The 19362-nt window shown below is 56.1% G+C and carries 19 protein-coding genes and 1 other RNA gene; 6 read left to right on the top strand and 14 right to left on the bottom strand.

Annotated features, from left to right (window positions below):
- The first annotated feature begins 78 nt into the window (after positions 1 to 78).
- A complete protein-coding gene (locus tag ACTJJA_RS00895) occupies positions 79 to 789 on the top strand; it encodes a GNAT family N-acetyltransferase (RefSeq protein WP_440665641.1) in 711 nt (236 codons plus the stop codon).
- Here the strand turns inward: ACTJJA_RS00895 and ykgO are convergent.
- Together ykgO and ACTJJA_RS00885 are read right to left on the bottom strand one after the other, a co-directional pair.
- Positions 786 to 926: a type B 50S ribosomal protein L36 gene (gene ykgO / locus ACTJJA_RS00890; protein ID WP_003859006.1), complete on the bottom strand. Its 141-nt coding sequence runs from the start codon at positions 924 to 926 to the stop codon at positions 786 to 788. The genes ACTJJA_RS00895 and ykgO overlap by 4 nt on opposite strands.
- A gap of 2 nt (positions 927 to 928) precedes the next feature.
- Positions 929 to 1189, bottom strand: coding sequence for a type B 50S ribosomal protein L31 (locus ACTJJA_RS00885; protein WP_010428154.1), 261 nt, complete (start codon positions 1187 to 1189; stop codon positions 929 to 931).
- A gap of 231 nt (positions 1190 to 1420) precedes the next feature.
- Between ACTJJA_RS00885 and ACTJJA_RS00880 the strand changes: the two genes are divergently transcribed.
- Positions 1421 to 2986: an EAL domain-containing protein gene (locus ACTJJA_RS00880; RefSeq protein ID WP_421511678.1), complete on the top strand. Its 1566-nt coding sequence runs from the start codon at positions 1421 to 1423 to the stop codon at positions 2984 to 2986.
- On the opposite strand, the gene ACTJJA_RS00875 is transcribed toward ACTJJA_RS00880, so the two are convergent.
- Entirely contained in the window at positions 2979 to 3251 is a 273-nt protein-coding gene (locus tag ACTJJA_RS00875; protein ID WP_010428149.1) for a metal/formaldehyde-sensitive transcriptional repressor, read from the bottom strand. The two genes, ACTJJA_RS00880 and ACTJJA_RS00875, sit on opposite strands and share 8 nt — an antisense overlap.
- A gap of 132 nt (positions 3252 to 3383) precedes the next feature.
- Between ACTJJA_RS00875 and ACTJJA_RS00870 the strand changes: the two genes are divergently transcribed.
- Positions 3384 to 4229: a nickel/cobalt efflux protein RcnA gene (locus tag ACTJJA_RS00870; RefSeq protein WP_440665639.1), complete on the top strand. Its 846-nt coding sequence runs from the start codon at positions 3384 to 3386 to the stop codon at positions 4227 to 4229.
- A gap of 36 nt (positions 4230 to 4265) precedes the next feature.
- On the opposite strand, the gene ACTJJA_RS00865 is transcribed toward ACTJJA_RS00870, so the two are convergent.
- The 3 genes from ACTJJA_RS00865 to yczE form a co-directional block, all read right to left on the bottom strand.
- Complete coding sequence (locus ACTJJA_RS00865; protein ID WP_440665637.1) at positions 4266 to 7358, bottom strand: beta-galactosidase; 3093 nt, start codon at positions 7356 to 7358, stop codon at positions 4266 to 4268.
- A 103-nt stretch (positions 7359 to 7461) separates the two neighbouring features.
- The gene (locus tag ACTJJA_RS00860; protein ID WP_421511675.1) at positions 7462 to 8532 is read right to left on the bottom strand and encodes a LacI family DNA-binding transcriptional regulator; all 1071 of its coding nucleotides are present in this window, start codon (positions 8530 to 8532) and stop codon (positions 7462 to 7464) included.
- Between the two features lie 77 nt (positions 8533 to 8609).
- Entirely contained in the window at positions 8610 to 9221 is a 612-nt protein-coding gene (gene yczE / locus ACTJJA_RS00855; RefSeq protein ID WP_010428145.1) for a membrane protein YczE, read from the bottom strand.
- A gap of 87 nt (positions 9222 to 9308) precedes the next feature.
- On the opposite strand from yczE, the gene yczR reads away from it, so the two are divergent.
- On the top strand, positions 9309 to 10730 hold the full coding sequence (gene yczR / locus ACTJJA_RS00850; protein WP_440665634.1) for a MocR-like transcription factor YczR: 1422 nt from the start codon (positions 9309 to 9311) through the stop codon (positions 10728 to 10730).
- Positions 10731 to 10799: 69 nt separating this feature from the next.
- Here the strand turns inward: yczR and ACTJJA_RS00845 are convergent, their stop codons facing one another.
- From ACTJJA_RS00845 to ffs, 3 genes are all read right to left on the bottom strand, one after another.
- Positions 10800 to 11015 (bottom strand): hypothetical protein, encoded by a 216-nt coding sequence (locus ACTJJA_RS00845; protein ID WP_010428144.1) that lies wholly within the window; start codon positions 11013 to 11015, stop codon positions 10800 to 10802.
- Positions 11012 to 11263: a hypothetical protein gene (locus ACTJJA_RS00840; RefSeq protein ID WP_006176926.1), complete on the bottom strand. Its 252-nt coding sequence runs from the start codon at positions 11261 to 11263 to the stop codon at positions 11012 to 11014. Before ACTJJA_RS00840 ends, ACTJJA_RS00845 begins: the two co-directional genes overlap by 4 nt.
- Positions 11264 to 11530: 267 nt before the next feature.
- An RNA gene (ffs, locus tag ACTJJA_RS00835) (signal recognition particle sRNA small type) lies at positions 11531 to 11627 on the bottom strand.
- A 170-nt stretch (positions 11628 to 11797) separates the two neighbouring features.
- On the opposite strand from ffs, the gene ACTJJA_RS00830 reads away from it, so the two are divergent.
- Complete coding sequence (locus ACTJJA_RS00830; protein WP_010428142.1) at positions 11798 to 12109, top strand: MGMT family protein; 312 nt, start codon at positions 11798 to 11800, stop codon at positions 12107 to 12109.
- Positions 12110 to 12142: 33 nt separating this feature from the next.
- Here ACTJJA_RS00830 and ACTJJA_RS00825 read toward each other — a convergent pair whose 3' ends face one another.
- Positions 12143 to 12670, bottom strand: a complete 528-nt coding sequence (locus tag ACTJJA_RS00825) for a YbaY family lipoprotein (RefSeq protein ID WP_010428141.1) — start codon at positions 12668 to 12670, stop codon at positions 12143 to 12145.
- A gap of 203 nt (positions 12671 to 12873) precedes the next feature.
- Between ACTJJA_RS00825 and tesB the strand changes: the two genes are divergently transcribed.
- Positions 12874 to 13734: an acyl-CoA thioesterase II gene (gene tesB, locus ACTJJA_RS00820; protein ID WP_089599328.1), complete on the top strand. Its 861-nt coding sequence runs from the start codon at positions 12874 to 12876 to the stop codon at positions 13732 to 13734.
- Between the two features lie 189 nt (positions 13735 to 13923).
- Here the strand turns inward: tesB and amtB are convergent, their stop codons facing one another.
- The 4 genes from amtB to ACTJJA_RS00800 all read right to left on the bottom strand — a co-directional run bounded on the left by amtB (position 13924) and on the right by ACTJJA_RS00800 (position 19335).
- Positions 13924 to 15210 (bottom strand): ammonium transporter AmtB, encoded by a 1287-nt coding sequence (amtB, locus tag ACTJJA_RS00815; protein ID WP_042714776.1) that lies wholly within the window; start codon positions 15208 to 15210, stop codon positions 13924 to 13926.
- A 35-nt stretch (positions 15211 to 15245) separates the two neighbouring features.
- Positions 15246 to 15584 (bottom strand): P-II family nitrogen regulator, encoded by a 339-nt coding sequence (gene glnK, locus ACTJJA_RS00810; RefSeq protein WP_008503304.1) that lies wholly within the window; start codon positions 15582 to 15584, stop codon positions 15246 to 15248.
- Between the two features lie 222 nt (positions 15585 to 15806).
- On the bottom strand, positions 15807 to 17588 hold the full coding sequence (locus ACTJJA_RS00805) for a SmdB family multidrug efflux ABC transporter permease/ATP-binding protein (RefSeq protein WP_212474110.1): 1782 nt from the start codon (positions 17586 to 17588) through the stop codon (positions 15807 to 15809).
- Complete coding sequence (locus tag ACTJJA_RS00800) at positions 17581 to 19335, bottom strand: SmdA family multidrug ABC transporter permease/ATP-binding protein (RefSeq protein WP_440665630.1); 1755 nt, start codon at positions 19333 to 19335, stop codon at positions 17581 to 17583. The genes ACTJJA_RS00805 and ACTJJA_RS00800 overlap by 8 nt, the downstream gene beginning before the upstream one ends.
- Between the last annotated feature and the right edge of the window lie 27 nt (positions 19336 to 19362).

Genomic DNA, 19362 nt, shown 5'->3' with positions numbered 1-19362 from the left:
GAACATACCTCACTGGTACTTTTTAAGGAACCAGCATTTATTTACTCTGGGATCACTTACAGCAGAGCGGAAAATAACATGAGCACATTCAATCAGTTTGGACAACCTGTTGGCGATGAACTTATCGACTGGCAACCCCGCCAGCCTCCCTCCCGCGTGCATCTTCATGGCCGCTACTGTCGGCTGGAGCCGCTGCGTGTGGAACATGCCGATGCCCTCTTTTCCGCCTATCTACTGGCAGAAGATACCCGCAGCTGGACATGGCTGCTGCGTGAACCTGATGCCACCGCAGGCGAATTTGCCGCGTGGGTGGCAAGCGTGTGCGAATTACCGGATCCGGTACATTTCACCGTCATTGATAATCAGACTCAGGCACCGGTCGGTACGCTGGCGCTGATGCGTATCGATCCGACAAACGGTGTTATGGAGGTGGGACACGTTCATTTCTCCCCCCTTCTTAGCCGCACGCCGATGTCCACAGAAGCGCAATATCTTCTGATGCAGTATGCGTTCGACGTGCTGGGATACCGCCGCTATGAATGGAAATGTAACAGCCTGAACGAACCTTCCCGCAAGGCGGCGCTCCGTCTGGGATTTCAGTTTGAGGGGCGCTTTCGTCAGGCTCTGGTGACGAAAGGACACAACCGGGATACGGACTGGTTCTCAATCATCGACAGCGAGTGGCCGATGCTGGCGAAAGCGTTTGAAAACTGGCTTGCCACCGACAATTTTACCGTCGATGGCAAACAGATCAGATCCCTGGAAAGCTGGCGTGAAACGCGCGTTTAGCGTCTTTTTTTACGTCCCTGAACGGCTTTAAAGCGCGGGTTCGATTTGCAAATGACGTACAAGCGTCCCTTGCGTTTTACGATCTGGCAATCCGGGTGACGCTGTTTCGCACTGCGCAGCGAGTTAAGTACCTGCATGGTTAACCCCGCTTCGCATTAAGAAAGCCGCCAAAACGTTTGCGGAAGCGCGCAGCGCTGCCATCCGTCGAGAACGTTTTCTGCTTGCCGGTATAAAACGGGTGTGATTTTGAAGAGACTTCGATGGTGATGTACGGATACGTTTCACCGTCGAGCTCAATTTCACGGTCGGTCTTGATGGTCGATCCGACTTTAAAGTATTCGTTGGCACTGGTGTCGTGAAACACCACGGTGCGATAGGCTGGATGGATATCAGGTTTCATCATACGCTCTTCATGTTTTGTTATAACATAACAAAATAATATCCAGGCTCAGTTGAAAAAACAACCCCTGAAAATTCCCCCCCTTCCTCGCAAAACTTCCTTAAAGGTCTGCGACAAAATGAAAATCATGACACCTGCGTGCTATAACTATATCATTTCGCGGTAAAATCTTTCGCCTCCGACAAGCGACTCTGTGCCCGGAAATGGGCATATGAGAAAGGAAACAGCAGCATGAAAACCCGACATCTGGTCAGCCTGGTCACAGGCATACTGATCATCTCTGTGCTGGTACCGATTTGCCTGAGTATCTGGCTGGCGCATCGCCAGGCGGAGGATAAATTTGTCGATATGCTTGATAGTTACGCCTCCCGCGTGCTGCTTCGTACAGACAGGGTTGTTGATCAGGCAAAAGAAGCGCTGACCCGGCTTCAGGCCTTTGAGGGGCCTCCCTGTAGTTATCTGCATTTACGGGAAATGCGTCGGGTTGCTTTCTCATGGCGTTATGTTCAGGAAGTGATCTACATCGACAGCCTGAAGCCCCTCTGCTCCTCGCTGGAACAAGACAGCGACGCAGCCGCTTTCCCGCCCCCGATGCGTATTACTGCAGATGGTTACAGTGCCTGGCTGACCACGCAAAACGATCTTGGTTTTAACCGCTATATGGCCGCTCTGGGCAAAGGCCATTACCTTGTGCTGATCGATCCAGCCTCGTTGGTGGATGTGATCCCTTTCGGTGAGATCGCAATTGATGCCGCGCTGGTAGGCAGCTCAACACACCTCGTTTTTGCCAGCAGCAACGCGCTTGCTCCTCATATCCGCAACATGATTGTCGATCGGGAAATGACCCGCGTTCAGTACAACGGCTCAATGTATATTATTAAGCCTGTTCCTGAACTGGGGTTTAATATCGTCGCCTGGGCGGCGTTAAAACCGCTGGCTGAAACCTGGCATCGGCAACTTCTTTTCTGGCTGCCGTTTGGCGTGTTGATAAGCCTGCTTGCCGCGCTTTTTGTTCTGCGCATCCTGCGGCGTATACAATCCCCACGCTACAGGCTGCTTGATGCGATTAATAACCGCGAATTTGTGGTTAACTACCAGCCCATTGTGGCGCTCTGCAGTGGGAAAATTGTCGGTGCAGAGGCGCTTGCCCGCTGGCCTCAGCCTGACGGGAGCTATCTCTCACCGGAAATTTTCGTTCCGCTAGCGGAACAGACGGGCCTTATTTCGCAACTGACGCAGCTAGTCATCGAAAAACTGTTTGAGGATATGGGTCACTGGCTACATCTGCATGGCGATCAGCATATTTCCATTAACCTTGCGCCTGCCGATTTACTCTCCGGCAAATTGCCGCCTCTGCTGAGCCAGTTGCTCAATAAGTGGAAAGTCCATCCCAGGCAGATCGCCCTTGAGTTAACCGAGCGCGGCTTTGCCGATCCTAAAATTAGCGCACCGGCCATCGCGGCATTCCGCCGTTCGGGTCATGCCATCTATATCGATGATTTTGGTACCGGTTATTCCAGTCTGAGCTACCTTCAGGATCTGGACGTCGACACGTTAAAGATTGATAAGTCGTTTGTGGACGCGCTGGAGTATAAAAACGTCACCCCGCACATTATAGAAATGGCGAAATCGCTGAATCTGGCCATGGTGGCGGAGGGTATAGAGACCGACGGGCAGCTCCGCTGGCTGCACCTTCACGGGGTGCAGTATGGCCAGGGGTGGTACTACAGTAAGGCGCTGCCAAGGGAGGAATTTATTCTCTGGGCGGAAATAAACCTCAAGACACATTCTACTTAAGGTAGGATTTGATCACCTTTAAAACCACGCCAAGATCGGCTTCACGCTGCTCTTCTTCGGGCTCTTTCACCACGTGATCGGTTAAATGGCCCTCGATCACCTGCATCATCATGCCGTTGACCGCCCCGCGGATCGCTGCCAGCTGCTGGAGAACATCGGCGCATTCGTGGTCGCTATTAAGCATTTTTTCCAGCGCGTTGCTCTGCCCCTGAATTTTTTTCAGGCGGGTTAATAACATCTTCTTGTCGCGAACCGTATGTGACATCTCTTTCCCCCTAATTTTGACGTTTTAAGCATATCACGCCCTACTCCCCCTGAGTATTTTTCTACTGGGGGGTAGTATTAGGCTACTGGGGGGGAGTAGTATCAGAGCACAATTTTTCTCCCGGAATGTTCAATGAACGATTTTGCTTCTCTCCTTCAACAGGGCAACGCCTGGCTGTTTGTGCCCAGCGCTATTTTGCTCGGTGCGCTGCATGGGCTTGAGCCGGGCCACTCAAAAACGATGATGGCCGCTTTTATCGTGGCGATCCGCGGGACGCTTAAGCAGGCGATCCTTCTCGGGCTTGCCGCAACCCTGTCTCATACTGCGGTGGTCTGGATCGTGGCGATGGCGGGATTATGGTTTGGTCGAGGCTGGGATGCACATACGTCTGAACCCTGGTTCCAGCTGTTCTCTGGCGTGTTGATCATTGCGATCGCGCTCTGGATGGCCTGGCGCACCTGGAAAGAGAGCCAGCCGCACGAGCATCATCATCACCATGCTCATGACCACGACCACGACCACGACCACGACCACGACCACGACCACGACCATCATCATGATCATCACAACCCTGGTCATCAACTGGTTGAAGAAGAGTGGCAAGACGCCCACCAGCGCGCGCATGCCCAGGATATTAACCGTCGTTTCAACGGACAAAACGTCACTACCGGGCAGATCGCCCTGTTTGGCCTGACGGGCGGGCTTATTCCCTGCCCGGCGTCCATCACGGTACTGCTGATTTGCCTGCAGCTCAAACACTTCGCGCTCGGCGCAACGCTGGTGTTCAGCTTCAGTATTGGCCTCGCACTGACGCTGGTCGCTTCAGGCGCGATTGCCGCCTTAAGCCTTAAGCACGCGACGAAGCGCTGGCCGGGTTTCAGCGAGTTTTCGCGAAAAGCCCCCTGGATATCTGCGGCACTGATTACCCTCGTCGGGATCGCTATGAGTCTTCACGGGCTGAGCGGAATTTTATCCTGAGCGACGCGGCCACCCGCGGTGGCCGCGACTCGCGCGCTACAGTGCGTTCTGATGCCAGCTAAAGGTGTAGCGAAGCTGACGATGTTGCAGGATAAATTCAGGTGAAACGCTTGGGCTCCAGGAATCATCACCGCCAACGCCCATATGGAATGCATCCAGATTGAGCCAGCAGCCCGGCTCATCGCGCAGCAAGTGCTGATGCGTTGTCTCACGAAGCTGCTGTTGGCTGTGGCGGCTGACAGAGAAATGGAAATTTCCCTGTAGCACGTGCGCCCCGCAGACGAGTTCTCGGGTGTCACAGCGCAGACCATTTTCTGTCGGGAAAATGTAGGGGGTCTGCATCGCATCGAGCGGCAAAGTCCAGCGCCCCTGCTGCGCCGCCAGCTTCCTGTCCGGATAGTTCTCGAACGGCCCTAGCCCCAGCCAGCGCACCGTATCCGGTACCTGAGCAAACTGGACGCTCAGGCCGATACGCGCGGGCTCGGGAATATCGGACGCCACCTGCACCTGCACATCGCCATGCAGCACGCCGCAATCGTCAATCCGCCAGACCTTGTGGCTCAAAAACAGCGCCTTACCGCGATACTCCCAGACGTGTCGCGTGGTCACGACCACGTCATTGGCATGCGGTTCCGCTTCACACATAAGCAGGCGCGCAGACATCTCAATCATTCCGGCCGCTTTCCAGCGTTCAACCCAGGCATTCGGATCGATTTGCGTGGCTTCGCTCACGCCAATGTCATTATCCAGCGGCGCACGGGTAAAGTTATCCGTCAGCGGCGAGCGCAGCGTTTCAACACCCTTGTTCCACCACTGCGTCAGATTTCCCGAGGCGCGATCGAACCGCCAGCGTTGCTCTCCATGGGTAATGTCCAGCACATCATCCCGCTCTGTGAATGCCGGTGGGCTCCCGACTGCCCGCGGTGGCGAAACGTACAACGGCGTCGGAAGCAGCCACTGATCCCACGCGCAGCGATGATTCGCCGGTGACCAGGCTGTTGCCTGCGGCTGGATAACCTCCACATTAAGCCAGACCTTCCCCGGCTCGGCCGTCAGCGTCGGCAGCGCGATTTCCAGACGCTGCTGCCGCTGAGGGGCAATGGAAAGCGCTACCTCACCCTGAGCCAGCACCTCCCCGTCGCGGGTAACCGACCATCTTGCCACGTCGTTGTCGGTATGGCGGAACAGGTAATCACTTTTCACCTCAACCACCAGCGGAGAGGTACTCACGCACGTAAAGGTGAAAAACTGCTGCGCGCGCTGCGCTTCATACAGCGCCGGATGCGGCGTGCGATCCGGGAATACCAGACCATTCAGGCAGAACTGTCGGTCATTCGGTTTATCGCCGAAGTCACCGCCGTAAGCCCAGAAGGGTTTGCCGTTTTCGTCTTTCTTCGTCAGCGCCTGGTCGACCCAGTCCCAGACGAACCCGCCCTGCAGGCGCGGATGACTGCGAAATGCCTGCCAGTACCTGGCGAACCCGCCAAAGCTGTTGCCCATCGCGTGGGCATATTCACAGAGGATCAGCGGGCGAGTTTCATCCGGCATGCCGATCCATTTTTTGATCGCCCATTTTGGCACCGCCGGGAACGGCTGGTCCTGATCAACACGAGCATACATCGGACAGACAATATCGGTTGCCGCCGTATTCGCCCCACCGCCTTCGTACTGCACAGGGCGCGTTGGATCGGTGGTTTTCAGCCAGCGGTAAAGCGCATCATGGTTAGCACCGTGTCCGGACTCATTCCCCAGCGACCAGATGATAATGGACGGATGGTTACGATCGCGCTGCACCATGCGGGTCACGCGTTCACTCATGGCTGGCAGCCAGCGGGGATCGTCAGCAAGACGGCTCATTGGCACCATGCCGTGGGTTTCGATATTGGCCTCGTCCACAACGTACAGACCGTAGCGATCGCAAAGCCTGTACCACAGCGGATGATTCGGATAATGCGAGCAACGGACGGCGTTAAAGTTGTGCTGCTTCATCAGCTCGATATCGCGGCGCATCGTCGCTTCATCCATTACCTGCCCGTTTTCCGGATGATGCTCATGGCGGTTCACGCCCCGAATCAGCAGCGGTTTACCGTTGAGCTTCAGCAGGCCATTGCTGATTTCAACCCGGCGAAAGCCGACGTCGCATGCCTCGACGTCCAGCACATTACCCTGTGCGTCCCTAAGCGCAATTGTCAGCCGGTAAAGTTCTGGCGTTTCCGCACTCCACAGTGCGGGCTCTTTGACGGGGATCGCCACCGCTAACCGCTCCGCCCAACGCCCTCGCTCGTCAACCACCGCAGAGCCGGGGCGTTGCGTGACGCTGGCACATTTTTCGCCGTTTCGCCACAGGGTGATGGCCACTTCGCAGGCTGAATAGCAGGACCCGGCCAGCGCGACGTCGACGTTAAGCATTGCGCGGTCACACTCCGCGTTGAGATCGGTCACAACGTGGTAATCCGCAATCTGCGTCTCAGGCTTATGCAGCAGCGATACGTCACGGAAAATACCGCTCATGCGCCACATATCCTGATCTTCAAGATAGCTCCCGTCGCACCAGCGCAGCACCATGACCGCCAGACGGTTCTGGCCTGAACGCAGCGCTGCAGTGAGATCAAACTCGGCGGGCAGGCGGCTGTCCTGGGAATAGCCAATCCACTGGCCGTTGCACCAGAGGTGGAATGCTGAGTTTACCCCGTCGAAGATAATGCGGGTTTGCCCGCCGTGCAGCCAGGCGTCGTCCATCTCAAATGTGAGCGAGTAACAAGCGGTAGGATTCTCTGTCGGAACACAGGGCGGATTGACGGGGATCGGATAGGTCACATTGGTATAGATCGGCGTATCAAAGCCCTGCATTTGCCAGTTCGAAGGAACGGGCATAGCGACGGCATCGGTATAATCCTCTTCTACCCATGCCTGCGTAACCTGTTCTGGCGCAGCAAAAAAGCTAAACTGCCACACCCCGTTGAGAGAACGTTTATTCGGGGTTTTCGCCTCTTCTCTGGCAGAGGCTTCGTCACGCCAGCCGTGAAACGGCGCGTGGGCCGCCAGGCGATTCCACTGCGTCACCCCGGGGTTTTCCCAGTCCCGACGAGCCAGAAGTGCGCTGAGGGTCAGCGATGATGTGTCAGACATAATAACCTCTTTGCGAAGCGCTCACAATTTTAGTCAACATGCCCTGGCAACAGAGAAGGGTAAAGTGTGCGATCCTCACGTAGCGAGCCGGATCACAAAAGATTTATCCCCGCGCGATTTTTTCAGCCAGCAATGCCAGATTTCTCAGTTGATGGGCAAGCTCTTCCCGATCAACCCGATCGGCTGCGCGAGGGGCGCTCGAATGACGCGCGATCAGCGTGACGGGAAGCTGCTCTTGCCAGCATTTTTCACTCCTCGTCGGCGTCAGCAGCCATTCCACGCTGCGCTCGCCCGCCTCACGAAAAGCCTGCCGAACGGTGGTCAGCGGTGGTGAAAACCAGGCGCTGTCAGCCGTGTCATCAAACCCGACAATCGATATCTGGCCCGGTATAGCAATGCCCTTCTCAACGCAGGCGCGCATCACGCCCAGTGCCATTTGATCGTTCGCGACCAGAATGGCGTCAGGTAGTTGCGACCCGGATAAAAGCTGGTGGCCTTTTTCATATCCGGAGGCGGCGCTCCAGTCGCCATGAACCTCGTCAGCGGCTTCAAGACCGGCTTGTGCCAGGGTCGTTTTCCATCCCGTCAGACGCGCACGCGCTGAAACGGAACTCTCTGGTCCACTGAGAAGAGCGATGCGCTGATGCCCCAGAGAAATCAGATGTTCCGCGCCCAGCGCGGCCCCCTGCCCGGCATTAAATACCAGACTGTTGACCTGCGCCGAAGGGGAAACATCGAGGAACAGAACAGGCACAGGCAAAGCCATTTTCTGAAGCTGCTCTGCGTCAGGATCGTCCAGCGGGACATTGACCAGTAAGGCTTCCACACGCTGAGCCAGCAGTTCCTGCACCGCAGCCTGGCATTGCTGAGCATGCTCCACCATTGAAATTAAGACGCTCGCCCCCTGCTCTGCCGCCCGGGATTTTACCGCTGAGACAATTTGCGAGGGCGCATGCAGAGCCAGATCGGTGGTGATCAGCCCCAAGGTGCGGGTCCGTTTCCCCGCCAGCTGCTGTGCGCCCCGATTAGGCACGTAGTGCAGTTCGGCCATCGCCTGCTGCACCTTTTCCCGCGTACGGGTGGAGACGTGCTCCGCGTCATTAATCACGCGGGACACGGTCTGGTAAGACACCCCCGCGAGGAGGGCAACGTCATAGAGTGTGATCGCTTTCATGCAGTCCGGCATCGCTTGATAACAAGCCGCTATTCTGGCACAGCGACGCCATTAAAACATGTGAGCGCTTCGCAAAATTAAACAACCCGCTCTGGCTGAGGAACCGTCTCGATACGCGGCTTTTGACGGAACCACGGCAAACAGAGCTGGATAAGCGGGCCGATGGTGAGGGCGTAAATCACTGTCCCCACACCAAATGAACCGCCAAGCAGGCAACCGATAATCAGGACGGAGACTTCAATGGAGGTGCGCACGCTGCGGATTGACCAGCCTAGCCGGGCGTGGATCCCGGTCATCAGGCCGTCGCGCGGACCTGACCCAAAACCTGCACCGATGTACATCCCGGTTGCTATGGCGTTCGCGACGATCCCGGACACCAGCAGCGCGATACGGACAGGCAACGAACTCAACTCAGGGATTAAGGCCATTGAAGCATCTGCCGCCAGCCCAATACAAATAACGTTACTGAGGGTGCCCAGCCCGGGCATCTGACGCAGCGGGATCCACAGCAGAAGCACCGCCGCACCGGTCACAATGATGACCGTACCAATGGTCATCCCCGTTTGTAAGGCCACCCCAAGGTGAAAGACGTCCCACGGATCGACGCCCAGATCCGCACGAATAAACATTGCGGTGGAAAGGCCATAAAGCCCTAAACCGACATAAAGCTGTAGCAGACGACGTACCATTTTTTATCTTCTCCAGTGAACCAGAGTTTTATATTGGGTCAAAATGGCTCTATGATTAATGTCCAGTTTCTAAATAGTGGACTGCATATGTCATCTCGTCGTTTCGGAAGCCAGTCTCTGGCACGCCTTTTAGGCCACTGGCAACAATCCTCGTCGCGTACGCCGCTCTGGCGTCAGCTGGCCGATGCGTTACGTCTGCTTATTCTGGATGGCAGACTGGCGCTGAATACGCGGCTACCGGGTGAGAGGGAATTAGCCAGTACGCTAAACGTCAGCCGCACCACCGTTGGCAGCGCGCTCGCCCATCTGCGGGAAGAGGGTTATCTGGAAAGTCGCCACGGCAGCGGCTCACGCGTGATTCTGCCGGATACCCGCGCGATACCGACGCTTTCTGCGGCCAGCGCGGCGCTGGACCTGTCCACCGCCGCACTCAACGCCGGGCCCGAAATCCATCAGGCGTATACCCATGCGCTGACGGCGATTACCCAGCACCTTGCGCTGACGGGCTATGACCAGCTCGGGTTGCCTGCGCTGCGGGAAGCCATTGCCGCACGCTATACCGCGCGCGGGCTGCCCACGCGGGCAGACGAAGTGATGGTCGTAAATGGTGCCGTCAGCGGCTTTGCGCTGGTATTACGCATGATGACCGGGCCAGGCGATCGTATCGTCGTCGATCATCCAACCTACCCGCTGGCGATCGCCGCTATTCAGGGGGCACTCTGCCGACCGGTAGGCGTATCACTGCCTGAAAGCGGCTGGGATACCGACGGTTTCGCGGCAACGCTTGCCCAAACGGCCCCGCGCCTGGCCTACCTGATGCCGGATTTTCATAATCCAACGGGACGCTGTATGGACGCTGCAACGCGTCAGACGATAGCCGACATCGCCGCGCGGACTCGTACCACGCTGGTCGTGGACGAAACCATGCTCGATCTCTGGTTTGATGCGCCGCCGCCTCCCCCTCTGGCAGCGTTTAATCCTGGTGCGGCGGTGATAACGCTGGGCTCTGCCGGGAAAAGCTTCTGGGGTGGACTACGCCTCGGCTGGATCCGCGCCTCTTCACGCACCATCGCAGCGCTCGCTCAGGCGCGCGATACGCTGGATCTCGGTTCCCCTCTGCTGGAACAGCTGGCAACGCTGTGGCTTATCGAAAACAGCGACACATTTTTGCCCGCTCGCCGGAAAATGCTGGTGGAACGACGGAACAGATGCGGGGAACTCCTGCGCGAGCATTTCCCGGACTGGACCTTCCATGAAGCCGAAGGCGGGCTTTCGTACTGGATTGAACTGCCTGGGATGCTGGCAACGCAGCTCGCCGCACGGGCTGAGACGATTGGGATCAACATGGGGGCCGGTACGCGGTTCGGTCTTTCAGGGGCATTTGATCGCTATTTGCGTATGCCTTTCTCACTTGAACCGGAAGAACTCGAGCAAGCGTTATTGAGAATCAAGCCGTTGTGGCTCGCCCTGAACAACACCACGCCCTCGATTAAACGGAGCCTGGTGTAAAATTTTTTCGTAAATAATAAAAACAGCTGACTGTCTTAGAGGCAGTCAGCTGTTTTCACCGATCAGGAATTAGTGCTGAGGAGGAATCGGGAAACCTTTCAGTGAAATAACAAAATCTTCACCCTCTTTCTTTATTTTTGCGCCGGTATCACACCAGTCAGACGCAATACGAAAGAACTCATCACTTCCTACATTCCAGCCAAGACGTACATGTTTAACATAGCCTGAGCGCAACAGATCGCAGGCCTCTTTGTAGTCGTGGGCGGTCGACAGTTGTTGTTTCATTTTCTCTTCTTCAGAAGTTTACGTAGTGCTTTGATTTCTTTAGGAGTAAATGGAGAAACACTCTCTTCTTCCGTATGCTGATTATCAATATCCTCTTCCGATACTCCCGCCTCTTCTACTGCTTCAAACGCCAGCAGCAGCAGTTTCTCTGTGGTCACGCTTAAATTCTCATTATTAACTTCGGCATAGTGGCGAAGTCTTTCTTTTAGCGCTTCATCAATTTTAACATTTAAAACCGCAGTAGCCATAATTGTCACTTCCCTTCGGAATACGTGTTTAATTTAATACACGAAGTTAACTTTCTAATCCAGATATATATTTTTTGCTTATGACGGAAAAAAGACACCCGATAATAAAATGACAGTCTATTATTACAGGTTTATGACAATATTATTTCAGTTAAATGAAAGATATATTTCCGGGCTTATAAAGACCACTTTATCTATAAGGATTAATAGCCTGAGAGCAAGGGTATCTAAAGAAGAAGATTTTTTAGGGGGAGAAATGGGTGGGGGCCCTGCCAGCTACATCCCGGCACACACGTCGTCTGCCCTGGCTGCTTCCTTCCGGACCTGACCTGGTGAACAGAGTAGCGTTGCGGGAGAACCAACAGAGCCCCCATTGAGAGCGTTGTTAACCAACGCGCTGGCGCATTATCCCTATGCCGCCCGTCAATTGCAAGCCATGGGCATCTGGATGCTGGTTTATTGCGCAAACTTAAGCGGCAATCGCCTTCATCTTCGTTTACCATCACACTTCATTACGACCCACTGGAGTGATAAATGGACGAACATGACTCTTTTCCGCAACGCGTGTGGCAAATCGTGGCCTCCATCCCGGAAGGGGTTGTCACCACCTACGGTGAGGTAGCGCGTCTTGCAGGCTCTCCGCGCGCGGCGCGTCAGGTGGGTGGCGTTCTGAAGCGGCTTCCGGAAGGAAGTGCTTTGCCGTGGCATCGTGTGGTGAATCGTCACGGTGCCATTTCGCTTACCGGGCCGGATTTGCAGCGCCAGCGTCAGGCGTTATTGTCAGAAGGTGTGCAGGTGTCAGGTTCGGGACAGATCGATTTGCAGAAATACCGTTGGGTGTACTGAACCCTCTCCCGCAGGAGAGGGTAAAGGCAGGAATTACAGCTGCGTAGGCGGGGTTGCGACAGCCGGCTGGTTAGTCTGAGGCGCAAGCGGAACTTCCGTTTGCTGCACCGGGACCAGATTCAGGTCAACTTTTGTTCCACCGTTGTTAATCGCTTCGTGCACCGTGTCGGTAATAAAGACCAGTTTATCGTTGATCGTTACCGCCGCACTCAGCAGGATACGCGCATTTGGCTGCACATCTGCTGGATTGTAAGGCAGTACGAAGCTAAATGGCGCCTGTTTACCCTCGGTACGAACCGCACGCTGCGCCAGCACTTTCGACGGTGCATCGGCCAGTGAAGCATCAGACAGCGTTACCGTTAATACCGCATCCGGCGGCAGAGCCACTCTTTGCTTGATCCAGATTGTACCGGATACATTTGGCTGCTGAATTGACTGCTGTGAAAGTGTATTAATCCCGTTCGGGTCAGCTGCTGGCACCGGCACCTGAGCGCTCTTACCTGCACAGGCGGACAACGCCACCGCAATAGCTATACCACTTAGCATAGGCACGAGTTTCATTGAAGTCTCCTTATCATCAATGCACCAGCGGGATCGATCCCATCCGATGTCGTTTCATTCACATAACGTATTCAAGTGTGGCACAAATCAATGATTAACGCCTGAATTCTCCCCGATATTCAGACTAATCTACCCATCGGACCACTTTCATTTCTGCGTTATACTCTGCGTATCTTTCGCCACGGCGTTTATTGAGGACGACTATGAGTCAGGCACTGAACAATCTGCTGACATTACTGAATCTGGAAAAAATTGAGGAAGGACTCTTTCGCGGACAGAGCGAAGATTTGGGTTTACGCCAGGTCTTCGGTGGGCAGGTCGTGGGACAAGCGCTGTACGCAGCCAAGGAAACCGTCCCGACCGACCGTCTGGTGCACTCCTTTCACAGTTACTTCCTGCGCCCTGGCGATAGCGCAAAACCCATTGTCTATGACGTTGAAGTGCTGAGAGATGGCAACAGTTTTAGTGCTCGCCGCGTGGCAGCCATTCAACATGGCAAACCGATCTTTTACATGACCGCCTCTTTCCAGGCGCCTGAACCGGGCTATGAGCATCAAAAAGTGATGCCGCCAGCCCCTTCGCCTGACGATCTCAAATCGGAAACCGATATCGCCCGCGCGCTGGCGCATCTGCTTCCGCCGCAGGTAAAGGAGAAGTTCCTCTGCGATAAGCCGCTTGAGATCCGCCCCGTTGAATTCCATAACCCGATGAAAGGCCACACTGCAGAACCGAAACGTCAGGTCTGGATGCGTGCCAACGGTACAGTGCCGGAAGATCTCCGCGTTCATCAGTACCTGCTGGGCTATGCGTCTGACTTTAACTTCCTGCCTGTGGCGCTGCAGCCGCACGGCGTGGGATTCCTGGAAAAAGGGATGCAGGTCGCCACCATCGACCACTCGATGTGGTTCCACCGTCCATTCAACATGAATGAGTGGTTGCTCTACAGCGTGGAAAGTACGTCGGCATCAAGCGCGCGCGGCTTTGTGCGTGGAGAGTTTTATACGCAGGATGGCGTGCTGGTCGCCTCGACGGTGCAGGAAGGGGTGATGCGTAACAGAGGGTGATGTTGTGGGGCCTGATGCCCTCACCCTGACCCTCTCCCACAGGGAGAGGGAATACACACTAAAAACGGCAACCGAAGTTGCCGTTTTGCTTTAACCTTATGCGGCCTGATGCCCTCACCCTGACCCTCTCCCACAGGGAGAGGGAATACATACTAAAAACGGCAACCGAAGTTGCCGTTTTGCTGTTTATTATGCGTTATACGCATTCTCGCCGTGGCTGTTGACGTCCAGACCCTCGCGTTCCTGCTCTTCCGGTACGCGCAGGCCGACAGTCATGTCCGCCAGCTTATAGCCAATAAAGGCCACTACAGCAGACCACACAACGGTGATGGCAATACTTTCCAGCTGTACCAGCACCTGGTGAACCATGGTGACGCCTTCCGCATAACCCACGCCGCCCAGTGATTTGGCAGCAAAGATCCCGGTCATGATACAGCCGACGATGCCGCAGACGCCGTGGACGCCAAATACATCGCAAGGGTCGTCAACGCGCAGAACACGTTTCAGAGCGGTAACGCCCCACAGACCCGCAAGGCCTGCAACCAAACCCACCAGCAGCGCACCACCTACCCCCACGTAACCACAGGCTGGCGTGATACCGACCAGACCGGCAATAGCACCCGAACAGGCACCCAGCAGAGACGGTTTACCGCGAACGGCCCACTCGCCAAAGACCCAGGAGAGGATTGCACCCGCCGTTGCGACAACGGTGTTCACGAAGGCCAGCGCGGCGATTTCGTTAGCGGCACTTGCAGAGCCTGCGTTGAAGCCAAACCAGCCAAAGTAGAGAATCGCCGTACCGGTAAACACCATCGGCAGGTTGTGCGGCTTGAACGCTTCTTTCCCGAAGCCCACACGTTTGCCAATCAGGTAGGCACCCACCAGGCCCGCGACTGCGGCGTTGATGTGTACAACGGTGCCGCCCGCAAAGTCCAGCGCACCATGGCTCGCCAGCAGACCACCGCCCCATACCATATGCGCGATAGGCACATAGGAGAGCGTCAGCCAGACCACCACGAAGATCAGGACGGCAGAGAAACGAATACGCTCAGCAAGCGCACCCACAATCAGCCCGACGGTGATGCAGGCAAACGATCCCTGGAAAGCAACGTGGATGTACTGATAGAAGCTGCCCATCAGCGCGGTCAGCTCGATATTTTTCAGCATCACCCAGTCGAAGTTACCAAAGAACGCATTGCCGGTGCCGAACGCCAGCGAGTATCCGTAAACTACCCACAGCACGCAGACCAGCGCGAACGTTACCGCAACCTGCGTCAGCATGGAGAGCACGTTCTTGCCGCGGATCAGGCCGCCATAGAACAGCGCAATGCCCGGAATTGACATGAACAGCACCAGCGCGGTGCTAATCATCATAAAGGCGTTATCGGCTTTGTCTGCCACGGCAGGCGCAGCCAGTGCCAGGCCCGGCAGCAGTGCCAGCGACCCCAGAGCCGTTTTGAGTGTTGCTATCTTCATTTTCTCGATCCCTATCACTGTGTGCCAGGAGTTACTTACAGAGCCGCTTCGTCAGATTCGCCGGTACGAATGCGAATGACGCGCTGCAGTTCGGCAACGAAAATTTTGCCGTCGCCAATTTTGCCGGTGTAGGCCGCTTTGCTGATGACATCAATGACCTCATCAAGCTGGTCATCCGCAATCGCGACATCGATTTTTACTTTTGGCAGGAAATTCACGCTGTATTCCGCACCGCGATAAAGCTCGGCATGACCCTTCTGACGACCAAAGCCTTTCACTTCGGTGACAGTCAGTCCCTGAATACCCATTGAAGACAACGCTTCACGTACGTCTTCGAGTTTGAATGGTTTGATTACAACCGTAACCAGCTTCATAAATCCCCTCCAGTCAGAATTCGGTAATGGCCGCAGCTAACACGTAAGGGACATTGCAAGGGGTGTGCCAGAATTGAAAACAGCGAGAAAACGGCGGGCGATGAGCCAGGAATGGGGTTCAATACCGAATGGGTGAAAAAAAACGCACCATGGCAGTGCACAGTGCGTTTCAGTTTTGCACCAACAGGAATGACTGTTAGCAGCTTGCCTGTTTTTGGTGCATCAGGCGCTCAGCGACTCTTCTTCGCGCGCGCTGGCTGCCAGCTCTTCACCTGCCAGCTGCAGCTGGTACATCTGCCAGTAGCGTCCTTTCTCTTCCAGCAGTTGTCTGTGCGTACCTCGTTCAACGGCCTGTCCACGATGCAGCACCAGGATGGTATCGGCATCGACAATGGTTGAGAGGCGATGCGCGATGACCACCAGCGTGGTGTGATCCCGAACAGCGGCCAGCGCCTGCTGGATGGCCTGCTCGGTACCGGAGTCAATGCTGGCCGTCGCTTCATCAAGAATCAGCACCTGCGGCGTTTCAATCAGCACGCGCGCCAGGGCCAGCAGCTGTTTCTGCCCTACGGAGAGGTTATTCCCCTGCTCGCCTAGTTTCGTATTGATACCCTCACTGAACCCGCGCGCCAGATCGGCCAGCTGCACTTTCTCCAGCACCTCCCAGACCTGTTCCTGGGTAAAAGGCCGACCCAGCGTGACGTTAGCGTAGAAGGTATCGGCCAGTACGACCGGGTCCTGTTGCACCATGGCGACGCCCTTACGCAGCACATTGTGGCTGAGTGATGCAAGCGGGCGTCCATCGAGGCGGATCTCACCTTGCGTTAACGGATAGTAGCCCATTAACAGACTGGCGAGCGTACTCTTGCCGCTGCCGGTATGCCCCACCAGCGCCACGAAGCCGCGCGACGGTACCTCAAGATTAATGTCCTGTAAGACAAGCTGGTCATCGCGGTAAGCAAACGAGACCTTATCAAAGGTAATCGAACCGCTTTGCAGAGGACGTTCATCATCGCCATAGGTCTGACGCGGTCTGTCCATCAGCTCGAACACGCGCTCACCGGCGACCACCGCCTGTTGCAGCATCGATTGCTGGGTAGTGAGCTCAATCAGGGGTTCGTTAAGGCGCCCCAGATAGCTGATGAAGGCATATAGCACCCCCACCTCAATGGTTCCACGCGTTGTCAGCCCAAACAGCATCAGCAGGCCACAGAGGACCAGCGCCGAGAACAGGCTAAGCAATGGACGCAGCAGGAAGCCGTCCAGACGCAACGTCTGCATACGCGCCATATAGTGCGAACGGCTGGCTTCGCCCATGCGCTCACCAAAGCGCGCCTGCTGGCGGAACTGCTGGATGACGCTCATGCCGTTGATCACTTCGTTGAAGCCATCATTGATGTCGGCCAGATAAGCGCGCACCCGGCGAACAATCGGCGTGCTGTAGCGCTGGTAGATCACCATCACGATCAGCACCGCCGGGAAGATAGTGATCGCCACCAGCGCCATACGCCAGTCGAGGCTGAACATGGCGACCAGCATCGCACCGATCAGCGCGGCGCTGCGCAACACGGTTGCCACTACGGTGACGTAGAGATCGCGGATCACTTCAGTATCGTTGGTCACGCGCGAAATCACCTGCCCGACCGGCTGGGTGTCAAACTCGCTCAGCGGCTGGCGCAGCGCGGCATCCATGACATCCGTACGCAGCTGCTGTACCACGCCCACGGCTGCCCGGTTAAAGAGCAGCGACTGGGCATAGTGCAGCCCTGCCGCCGTTAACTGTAGCCCAACGTAGGCCACGCCTAAGCCTGCGACCAGCCCCCACGGCAGATAGCTTTTCGCCACCATATTGTCGATGAAATAGCTGATAAGCAGTGGGCCGCTGACTTCGGCAATCGCCGCAATCCACAGCAGAAGCACGGCAACCGAAAGCGGTTTACGCCATGGCGAACCGTAGGCCAGAAGGCGTTTGAGCGTCGGCCACATTGTTCCGAGCTTACGCATGGGTCGCCTCCTCATCCAGCGCCGCTTCCAGCTGCTGATAACGATACATGTCGCGATACCAGCCCGGCTGTTCCGCCAACTGCTCGTGCTGCCCGCGCTGGGCGATATGCCCGTGCTGCAACACCAGAATTTCACTGGCTTCCGTCAGCGCCGACAGGCGGTGGGCGCTGATGATCACCGTGCGTCCTTCTCCCCACTGACGAAGATTGTGCAGGATCTGATGCTCAGTACGGCCATCAACGGCGGAAAGCGCATCGTCCAGGATCAGGATTTCAGCATTCAGCAGCAGCGCACGCGCGATCGAAATTCGCTGCTTTTGTCCGCCGGAGAGCATCACCCCGCGCTCGCCGACTTCCGTTTCATAGCCCTGCGGCAGACGCAAAATATCGTCATGAACGCTGGCTAAGCGCGCCACATGTTCAATCTCGTCCTGTGTTGCCGAAGGATGACCGAGGGCGATATTGTTCGCGATGGTATCGGAGAATAAAAACGGCGTCTGACTCACCACCGCCAGGCGGCTACGCCAGCCGTCCAGCAGCAGGTTCGACAAGGGAATGTCATGAAAACGAATATCGCCCTGCGTCACGTCGAAGTGGCGCTGCAGCAGAGAGAGAACGGTGCTTTTTCCGGCTCCCGTTGGGCCGCAAATTCCCAGCATCTGTCCGGGCTGCAGGGTGAAGTTTACGTTTTCGAGCACCGGATGCGTCGTCTGCGGATAGCTAAATGATTGAATATCGACTTTCACGGTCCCGCGCCCATCGGGAACGGCTTCGCTGCCGTCCTTCACCACCGGCGCTTCCGCCAGCATCGCGCGAATACGGCTGTACGCGGCGCTGCCGCGCTCAACGATGTTAAACATCCACGCCAGCGCCAGCATCGGCCAGATCATCAGCCCCAAATACATGGCAAAGCTGGTCAACTGACCGAGGGTCATGGAACCCTGCACCACCATCCAGCTCCCGCCGCCAATCGCCAGCATATTCGCCATGCCAATCGCGATATAAATTGTCGGGTCAAAACGGGCGTCAATACGCGCGACGCGCATGTTCTTCGCCCCCGTGTCTGCGGCATCGGCTGCAAACAGAGCAGATTGTCTGTCTTCCAGGCCAAACGCTTTGATCATGCGGATGCTGGTCATACTCTCCTGGGTGCGATCGTTGAGCGATGAAAACGCCGCCTGCGCCAGCTTGAAACGCTCGTGGAGCTTTTCACCGTAGCGGTTGATCGCCAGCGCCATCAGCGGCATTGGCAGCAGCGCCAGCAGGGTCAGTTGCCAGCTAATCTGGGTCGACATCACAATCAACACCGCGCAGCCCATGACCAGTGAATCCACCAGCGTCAGCACCCCTTCCCCGGCGGCAAAGACCACGCGGTCCACGTCGTTGGTGGCGCGGGCAATGAGGTCACCGGTCCGGTGGCGGAGATAAAATTCAGGATGCTGGCGGCTCAGCTGGCGGTAAAAATCTTCACGCAGCTCAACGGCCAGCTGATAGGACGCACCGAATAAGAGCACGCGCCAGACGTAGCGCAGCAGGTATACAATCACCGCGGTCAGCACCAGCGTGCCGACCCACATCAACACCCGTGCGGTGGTGTAATGCTGTTCGGTGACGCCATCCACGACGTACCCCACCACTTTTGGCGGGATCAGCTGCAGAATGGCAATGATAATAAGCAGGCATACCGCGCCGAGGTAGCGTTGCCACTCCCGACGAAAGTACCAGCTTAATTGGGCAAATAATCGCACGCGGTTTGTTCCTGAAGGTATTTTTCG

It is taken from the genome of Enterobacter sp. 22452, assembly GCF_052045065.1.
GTDB lineage: Bacteria > Pseudomonadota > Gammaproteobacteria > Enterobacterales > Enterobacteriaceae > Enterobacter > Enterobacter mori.
Note: the sequence above shows the minus strand (reverse complement) of the source record. Positions and strands in the feature narration are given on the sequence as shown.

Coding starts and splice junctions, on each gene's coding strand:
- ACTJJA_RS00895 (WP_440665641.1), top strand. CDS start 79: ATGAGCACATTCAATCAGTTTGGACAACCTGTTGGCGATGAACTTATC.
- ykgO (WP_003859006.1), bottom strand. CDS start 926: ATGCAGGTACTTAACTCGCTGCGCAGTGCGAAACAGCGTCACCCGGAT.
- ACTJJA_RS00885 (WP_010428154.1), bottom strand. CDS start 1,189: ATGAAACCTGATATCCATCCAGCCTATCGCACCGTGGTGTTTCACGAC.
- ACTJJA_RS00880 (WP_421511678.1), top strand. CDS start 1,421: ATGAAAACCCGACATCTGGTCAGCCTGGTCACAGGCATACTGATCATC.
- ACTJJA_RS00875 (WP_010428149.1), bottom strand. CDS start 3,251: ATGTCACATACGGTTCGCGACAAGAAGATGTTATTAACCCGCCTGAAA.
- ACTJJA_RS00870 (WP_440665639.1), top strand. CDS start 3,384: ATGAACGATTTTGCTTCTCTCCTTCAACAGGGCAACGCCTGGCTGTTT.
- ACTJJA_RS00865 (WP_440665637.1), bottom strand. CDS start 7,358: ATGTCTGACACATCATCGCTGACCCTCAGCGCACTTCTGGCTCGTCGG.
- ACTJJA_RS00860 (WP_421511675.1), bottom strand. CDS start 8,532: ATGAAAGCGATCACACTCTATGACGTTGCCCTCCTCGCGGGGGTGTCT.
- yczE (WP_010428145.1), bottom strand. CDS start 9,221: ATGGTACGTCGTCTGCTACAGCTTTATGTCGGTTTAGGGCTTTATGGC.
- yczR (WP_440665634.1), top strand. CDS start 9,309: ATGTCATCTCGTCGTTTCGGAAGCCAGTCTCTGGCACGCCTTTTAGGC.
- ACTJJA_RS00845 (WP_010428144.1), bottom strand. CDS start 11,015: ATGAAACAACAACTGTCGACCGCCCACGACTACAAAGAGGCCTGCGAT.
- ACTJJA_RS00840 (WP_006176926.1), bottom strand. CDS start 11,263: ATGGCTACTGCGGTTTTAAATGTTAAAATTGATGAAGCGCTAAAAGAA.
- ACTJJA_RS00830 (WP_010428142.1), top strand. CDS start 11,798: ATGGACGAACATGACTCTTTTCCGCAACGCGTGTGGCAAATCGTGGCC.
- ACTJJA_RS00825 (WP_010428141.1), bottom strand. CDS start 12,670: ATGAAACTCGTGCCTATGCTAAGTGGTATAGCTATTGCGGTGGCGTTG.
- tesB (WP_089599328.1), top strand. CDS start 12,874: ATGAGTCAGGCACTGAACAATCTGCTGACATTACTGAATCTGGAAAAA.
- amtB (WP_042714776.1), bottom strand. CDS start 15,210: ATGAAGATAGCAACACTCAAAACGGCTCTGGGGTCGCTGGCACTGCTG.
- glnK (WP_008503304.1), bottom strand. CDS start 15,584: ATGAAGCTGGTTACGGTTGTAATCAAACCATTCAAACTCGAAGACGTA.
- ACTJJA_RS00805 (WP_212474110.1), bottom strand. CDS start 17,588: ATGCGTAAGCTCGGAACAATGTGGCCGACGCTCAAACGCCTTCTGGCC.